7 protein-coding genes are annotated in these 7,806 nt (G+C 38.4%); 6 read left to right on the plus strand and 1 reads right to left on the minus strand.

Annotated elements, in window-relative coordinates; all coding sequences use genetic code 11:
* Window positions 1-119 precede the first annotated feature (119 nt).
* The 6 genes from EV211_RS10100 (at window position 120) to EV211_RS10125 (ending at window position 6,930) form a co-directional block, all read left to right on the plus strand.
* Entirely contained in the window at window positions 120-1,694 is a 1,575-nt protein-coding gene (locus EV211_RS10100) for a lysozyme family protein (RefSeq protein ID WP_133529312.1), read from the plus strand.
* A gap of 142 nt (window positions 1,695-1,836) precedes the next feature.
* Window positions 1,837-2,016 carry a hypothetical protein gene (locus EV211_RS10105; RefSeq protein ID WP_133529313.1) on the plus strand — a complete coding sequence of 60 codons (180 nt, stop codon included), beginning with the start codon at window positions 1,837-1,839 and terminating at the stop codon, window positions 2,014-2,016.
* 97 nt (window positions 2,017-2,113) lie between these two features.
* Window positions 2,114-3,301, plus strand: coding sequence for a restriction endonuclease PLD domain-containing protein (locus tag EV211_RS10110; protein ID WP_133529314.1), 1,188 nt, complete (start codon window positions 2,114-2,116; stop codon window positions 3,299-3,301).
* A 15-nt stretch (window positions 3,302-3,316) separates the two neighbouring features.
* Window positions 3,317-5,188: a Z1 domain-containing protein gene (locus EV211_RS10115; RefSeq protein ID WP_133529315.1), complete on the plus strand. Its 1,872-nt coding sequence runs from the start codon at window positions 3,317-3,319 to the stop codon at window positions 5,186-5,188.
* 104 nt (window positions 5,189-5,292) lie between these two features.
* On the plus strand, window positions 5,293-6,372 hold the full coding sequence (dcm, locus tag EV211_RS10120; RefSeq protein ID WP_133529316.1) for a DNA cytosine methyltransferase: 1,080 nt from the start codon (window positions 5,293-5,295) through the stop codon (window positions 6,370-6,372).
* Between the two features lie 90 nt (window positions 6,373-6,462).
* Window positions 6,463-6,930: a very short patch repair endonuclease gene (locus EV211_RS10125; RefSeq protein WP_133529317.1), complete on the plus strand. Its 468-nt coding sequence runs from the start codon at window positions 6,463-6,465 to the stop codon at window positions 6,928-6,930.
* Window positions 6,931-6,973: 43 nt separating this feature from the next.
* On the opposite strand, the gene EV211_RS10130 is transcribed toward EV211_RS10125, so the two are convergent.
* Window positions 6,974-7,519, minus strand: a complete 546-nt coding sequence (locus tag EV211_RS10130; RefSeq protein ID WP_133529318.1) for a Bsp6I family type II restriction endonuclease — start codon at window positions 7,517-7,519, stop codon at window positions 6,974-6,976.
* Window positions 7,520-7,806 lie beyond the last annotated feature (287 nt).

Consider the following 7,806-nt stretch of genomic DNA (forward strand, 5'->3'; position numbering starts at 1 on the left):
TCAGTTGTTTAGATTATTATATGAATTGAACCGCCCAGTGCCGAACGGCATGCTGGGTGGTGTGAGAGGGGCTACTGTTAGCCCCTACTCGATTATTGCGTGGAAAGGAGGCGTATGATATGCCGGATATACGTACAAGACAGGTGAATAAAGGAACCATCAAGTCTCTCGACAAGGTAGCGACTTCTGCAGACCGTATGCGAGCGACGTATACCAAGACAAAGGAACGAACGGAGTCTATGCGCGAAAGCGATGATAATTCGCCTGCTTCATATGCAACAGAACGGATATCAAATGCGATGGACACCGGATCGAGGGAGAGCATCTCGGTTTCGGAGAAAGCCACCAGAGTATTGGTATCTAACGCCAAGGTGAAGATAAAGGAAAGAAGAATCAGCAATGGCTATTCCGCAACGGCAGAAGCATCTGTAAAAACCGCCGAAGAGACCGCCACAATCAAGACGCGAGGCTTTGCGAATAAGAGGCAGATGACACGGCGTATAAGCAATGCAAAGGCCACGAATGCTACTAGACAATATGCAAACGATATGCTTGTACTCACTGCTGAGGAACGTATGCGAAAGGCAGCCAAGGAAGTTGCTAAGGAAACAAAAAACGCTGTCAGAGTTTCAGCCAAAGCCATCAAAGTGGCCATAGCAAGTACGGAATCGCTTGTCAAGGCTATCACCGCCGGAGGCTGGATCACCATAATTGCAATAGTTGTATGCTGCCTTTTCGGGGCGGCTTTTTATATGTTTGGCGATGAGAGCTCTGGCAATTATACGCCCGTAAGCGCCCAAGTCGAGGCCTACTCGGCGGTAATTGGGGAGTATGCGGACAAGTACGGCATAGGCGAATACGCGGAGCTCATTAAAGCTGTTATGATGCAGGAGTCTGGTGGCAAAGGCAAAGATCCGATGCAGGCTTCGGAAAGTGGCTATAACAAAAAGTATCCTCGTAAGCCGGGAAGTATCAGGGACCCGGAGTATTCGATCTCATGCGGAGTCCAGAAGGTTGTGGCCAGTCTGAAGGCATCTAAGTGCAAAAGTCCTTTGGATATGAGTCGCATACGTCTGGCTTTGCAGGGCTACAACTTTGGCAATGACTATATCTCCTGGGCAATAAAACGTGATGGAGGCTACACAGTGGAGAACGCTTTGATATTCTCTGATCAGCAGGCAAAAAAGCATGGCTGGACATTTTACGGTGACAAGCAATATCCGGCTCACGTCCTAAGGTATTACCCTTATGGTAGCTACAATTATGGCGTTGGCAACGGCGTAATCACCAAGGTGGCCACCCAGCAACTTGGCAACAAAGGTGGCCACAAATTCTGGAGTTGGTATGGGTTCAATGGCAGAGTAGAATGGTGCGCTTGCTTCGTTTCCTGGTGCGCAAACCAGTGCGGTTATATTAAAAGCGGCACTATCACTAAGTTCGCCGCCGTCCAGTCTGGCATCAGTTGGTTCAAATCAAAAGGCCAGTGGCAAAGACCTGGCTATAGACCGAAGTCCGGCGATATAATCTTCTTCGATTGGGACGGAGACAACAACGCTGATCATGTAGGCATAGTGAAAAGTTGTAATGGAAGGACAATTACGACCATTGAAGGCAATAGTGGTGATATATGCCGGAGAAGGACATATACGGTCGGAGGTGCTGTGATTTATGGATATGGGGTGCCTAAATACTAAAATGAAGTCCTTGAAGGACTTCATACATGCATCTTTTGGATAGTGTAAAATAGTTGTTGGTAATATAGATAATAGAATAGAGATCAGTTTCTGTGTTAAAATAGAATTCTAAACAAACAAACAACAGAAAGGAATGATCTCTATGCCTAACAGTATATACCAAATCACAGAAAATTTCATTAAGAAAGTTCAGGAAGTCACATTTAGTGCTGAATTAAGCAGTCTGGATGATCTGACAACGGATCTTCAAAAAGTAAGCAACGAGTTCTGCAAAAAAATGACTGAAGCGGCTTTGAAGGAACTTTTGGAACGAATAGCATAATAATTGAATTTATGGTATAATCCCAAATGTACCCATTTAAATATAACTGATTGATAATTTTTGACAATAAGTGATATGCATATGGAAAGGCGTTACTATGGGAATAATATATTCAGATATACCACCATTGGCAGTTAAAGATAATGAACGTATTTTTGACGAATACTTTGCGGGAAAAATGCAAAATGCAGATGAAGTGGTAATAACGGTTGGCTATGCATCTAAAGATTCATTGATAGAATTAGATCGTTGTGTTAGAAAGACGAATGTAAATAAAGTAATACTGGTTTTAGGAATGTACTGTATAGAAGGCTTTCCTGAGAGCATTTATAATGTTGCAACAACTTTGAATAAAGCGTGGAAAAAGGATGGAATTGGTGAAATACGAGCAACACAGTCGATGAAATACCATGGTAAAGTATACGTATTCTATAATGATGGAATTCCATTTTCGGCAATTATGGGATCTCATAATTTAGGGGCGTTGGTTAAAAATGCAAATAATAGACGTCAATATGAAGTGTCTTGGTTTACAGAAGATATAAAAGAATGTTGTGAAATATCACGTCATGTACAAGGTGTTGTTAAGGAACCTGTTTCTTGCCCATTGCAAGAAGTTTCTAATATTACAATCATTCATGAAGAAAATAGAAAACTAGATGGAGTTGAAGGAACAATACGAGTATCCACTGCGGATGTTGAATCAGCAAAATTATCACAAACAAATATTAGTTTTGAAATACCGTTGAAAGTTCCAGGTATACCGGGTAGCAGCAACGATTTCATGAAATCTAACATTAATAAATGCTATGCTAAGGGAAGATTAAATGCAAAGTCTGGCGTAGTAACCGAGCGTGGTTGGTGGGAAACGGAGATCATTGTTTCAAAAATAATCACCGGTAAAGAAAATTATCCTGAGAAAAATGTTCCTTTCTATGTAATTACGGATGATGGATGGAAATTTCTAATGCATGTGTCCGGGGATTATAGTAAGAACTTTGAATCGGATGGTGATTTGAAAATTTTAGGGTATTGGCTAAAGGGAAGACTAGTTGTGGCAGGAGTTGTAGAGCCTGTTGATAGCCCGTCGGCAGATCTGAGACTTATGAATAGAGATTTTGAGGATATTTATAGTAATTGTAAAGGCGTTATTTCATACCAAAAATTGTTGGAATATGGGAGGACTTCAGTTTCATTGACAAAAACCATAAACCAATTGGCAGATGAGTATGGAAATATCAGAGATGTTTGGGTACTTTCGTTTTTACCACAAGATGTAAGATAAAGGTAAGGGAGAATTATGCGACGCAAGAAATACTTAGAGGCATATATTGACGAAATATGTTTGAGAGGAAAAAATGAAATGGCGCAGTCGATAAGTAAAACTGCATCAGCATTTAAAAGCGACAATCTGGAATCATTTACTTTTGCAGAGCATGAGGTTGGATTGTTGTTTGGAAATGTTCAGGCCGGTAAAACAGCGCAGATGTTTGGAATAATTTGCTCAGCCGCAGATGCATCGTTTCCACTATTTATTATATTGACAACAGATAATGTTGCATTGCAGCGGCAAACTTTTGAAAGAGTACAGGCTGATCTTGATCGATGCGGGTTTTGCATATGCAACGAAAGAGATAAACAAAAATTTATTGATAATGCGCTCACAAAACCAGTGATTATTGTTCTCAAAAAAAATTCCAGAGTCCTATTACAGTGGTATAATACTTTGTTTGCATCTTCGTTTGTTAAGGGTAATGCGTTGTTTGTTGTGGATGATGAAGCAGATGCAGCATCGCTAAATACTTTGGTTAATAAAAAAAGGGTATCAACAATTAACAGACGGCTAATGGGCATAAGAGACGCATCTATTGGGAGTATGTATTTACAAGTAACCGGAACACCACAAGCGTTACTTTTACAATCCTCAATGTCAGCGTTTAAGCCAGCATTTATGTGCTATTTTGAGCCTGGAGAAGGATATCTTGGAGGAGATTTCTTTTTTGATTATGATGAAAAGAATAACACTTGCGTCAATTTCATAGATATGTATTCGGATGATATTACAAATGATGGACTATATTTGGCTTTGGTACATCATTTGGTTGCTTCGGCACAATTGATTTTAAGCGGAGAAAAAGTATGCAATTTTGTCATACATCCGGGTATAAGAAAAGCGTCACACAACATAGCGAGAGAGGAAATCAAAAATAGAATCGAGTATTTGAAATCAACCATATGTGATGAAGATGCAGTAGATGCCCTTAAAGTAATGTATAATAAGACTGTTCCGGAGAATACTGTGCAACATAATTTCCCAGAGATATATGCAAAGATAAAAGATATAATTACTGGCAAGGAAATGAAAATCCTTGTTATGAATGGGGATACAAACGTTGGTGAAGAAGAGTATAGTACTGGGTCTAATATTATAATAGGTGGTACTGTCTTAGGAAGAGGCGTAACATTTCCTAAATTGCAAACGCTGTATTATACTAGAACTGCAAAAAAACCTCAGGCAGATACAATGTGGCAGCATTCAAGAATGTTTGGATATGATAGGGACCCTGGCTTAATGGCTCTTTTTATCACAAAGCACTTATATAAATTATTTTCGAATATTAATGCTACAAACGATTCGATAATTTCACAGGCAGAAGCGGGGATAGAAAAGATTCAGTTATACTACCCAGAGGGGATTAATCCTACAAGGAGAAATGTTGTGGATCTTGACTTAACTGATTTGATTGCAGGTGGGACAAATTATTTCCCTGATGATCCCGATAATACTGATATCATAAAGTTAGATGCGATATTGAACCAATTTATTGAAGATAACTATTACCTAGTTGGATTGAAGCTAATATTACAGATATTGGATTATGTGGTTCCATCAGATGATTTTTCGCTTGATGCTTTTAAAAATGTCATTACTACAAAAATAGCGGAAAATGCGTTTGAACAAGGGGTTTTAATAGTAAGACCTGGAAGACAGGTAACCCAGGGAACAGGATCATTGCTGTCACCTAATGATAGAGAATTGGGAAGTGAATTTAATAAGAGTGTTGTTTTAACTATGTATGAGATCAAAGGAGATTTAGGATGGAGACATAATCGAATTTGGGTTCCAAATATAAAATTGCCAGAGTTCATTAACTATTATGATGTAAGGTAATTTGTATTAATTATAGTAAATGGCATTTAATTTGTAAAAATTATTGCGGCGCGCCGCAATTTCTGCTATTATAATTATATTATAATATAGCGGAAGGTGTTTTTATGAAAAAAATAAGTACATGCGCATCGTTTTTTGCGGGAGTCGGTGGAATAGATCTAGGCTTTGAATCAACAGGTAGATTTAAAACAATATATGCAAATGAATATGATCCAAGCCCAGTGACTACTTTTCGGCAGAACTTTAAAGATGCAAATATTGAATGTAAAGATATTAAAGATGTTGAGCCTGATGATTTCCAAAATGTAGATGTAATGATGGCGGGTTTTCCTTGTCAGGCATTTTCGATAGCTGGATATAGGAAGGGCTTTGAAGATGAAAAAGGGAGAGGAACGTTATTTTTCGAATTTCTTAGACTTGTAAAGGCAAAAAATCCAAGAGTGGTTTTCTTGGAAAATGTTAAGAATTTAATTAGTCATAACGGAGGTAATACTTTTAGAGTTATACGAGAAGCTTTGGAAGATGCAGGGTATAAAGTAATATATCGTGTGATGAACGCCATGGAATATGGTAATACACCCCAAAATCGTGAAAGAATATATATTTTAGGGTTTAGATTTGAGGCGGATTATCGTAATTTCAAATTTCCGGATCCCATACCATTAACACGAAAGATTACTGATATTATTGATTTTCAGCATCCAGTAGCGGAAAAGTACTATTATACTCCGGGGAAATACAAGGGAGATATATATGAAAGACTGAATGATGAAATGGATGATCCGGATACTGTTTATCAATGGCGGAGAGTATACGTAAGAAAAAATCAAAGCAATGTAGTGCCTACTTTGACTGCTAACATGGGGGAAGGCGGACACAATGTGCCATTAGTAAGGGTCCCGAGTGGGATAAGGAAGCTGACGCCAAAAGAATGCTTTAATGCACAAGGATTTCCAAACGATTTTTGTTTACCCGAAGGCCTGAAGGATTCAAAGTTATATAAGCAAGCAGGGAATTCAGTGTGTGAAGCTGTAATTGAACGGATTGCAGAAAAAATAGCGTATGCATTAGATGAGAATGTTGCGAGTAGAATAGTGTGTCCTAGTTGTGACAAAGAAATTGAGTTGGAAAGCACAAATACAATTTGTTACTGTCCATTTTGCGGACATAGAATTCAGGAATAATGCATATGAAAGCGAATGGTATCATGTATATCAAATGGTGTACCATAAGGCTTTGGCTTAAAAAAAAACATTGCAAAGGGGTTGGTAGTGTTGGATGATCATACACTTGAACAACGAAGTTATAATATGTCCAAAATAAAACGTAAAGACACGAAACCGGAGTTAATAGTTAGGAAGTACCTTTTTTCAAAGGGACTGAGATATAGAATTGATGATAAGCGGTATCCGGGCCGTCCGGATTTGGTTTTGCCTAAATACAAGACGGTCATTTATGTAAACGGGTGCTTTTGGCATCATCATAACTGTAAATATTTTGTTTGGCCTAAAAGCAATATTGAATATTGGCGGGAAAAAATTGAAAAGAATGTTAGCCGGGATACTTTGAATTACAATAAAATGAAGGACATGGGCTGGTCGGTAATTATTATATGGGAATGCCAGTTAAAGAAAGATAAGCGTGAGGAAACATTAGATGAATTATTTCGAGAGATAGTAAATACAAATGGTAGCTATTCAAGTGAGGTGAAATTAGGGAGTACAGGCGTTCTCTTGGATTAACTACATAGGCAGTCCAAGAGAATGTCCGCCCTCCTCTCGATTATTATTTTAAAATAGTGATTTTTGTTTGTCTGTTTTTAGTTTCGATTTCTGCTATGAAGTCTGGGGTGAGCCCGTTTGGCTTAATAATTTTTCTTTCGATGCTAAACCTAGGGCGTCTGCCTGCCGTGGCTTGCTCTTCGAATGTTTCGCCTTTCTTTACTTCAATTTTTTCAATATCTTTGCGTGAGAGTTTTAAATTATAAATTTCAATGCACCTGTCCTTGCGCACGTATTTGCAAAAAACCAAATTGGAAAATTCTTCGGTTGGCGAAAACGAAGATAAATCAGTATCCTTCGCGCTGGTTGCTTTGATCTCAATAATATTTCCCTTAGAGTCTTTAGCATCACCAGAGTTAGACAGTTCTCGTGTTAAATTCAAAGCGCAACTTGCGATCATTTCAGACAGCACTGATGGGAAATTCGCGCCACGTGAATGCAAGTCATTTCTAAGCATGTTATCTAATTGCTCCCAATAAGTAAAACACCTAGCAGCAGTATCTAATAGCATGTTCTGATCAGCATTAAGTTTTATCGGTTTTATAGGCATATTACCAGCTCCTTTCAAATATATGCACCATTATTATATCACATAAATAATAACAAATGGGTTGATTTGGGAATTACACCTAATGATTATTCGGATTTGATTATTGGAGTTAGCTAATGCAGACGATGGAACAACAACATAGGGATAAAGATATTCAGGAATACAGAACAAGACATAATAGACAAATTTGAATGTATATGTCAACTGAAAAATGGTCCACAATCTGATTGAAAAATGGTCCACTAAACCAGCCACTCTTTTGTGTCCTTTATCCTGTAACTATCGCC

Origin of the sequence: Aminicella lysinilytica (assembly GCF_004362975.1) — a bacterium.
In the GTDB taxonomy this organism is placed as follows: domain Bacteria; phylum Bacillota; class Clostridia; order Peptostreptococcales; family Anaerovoracaceae; genus Aminicella; species Aminicella lysinilytica.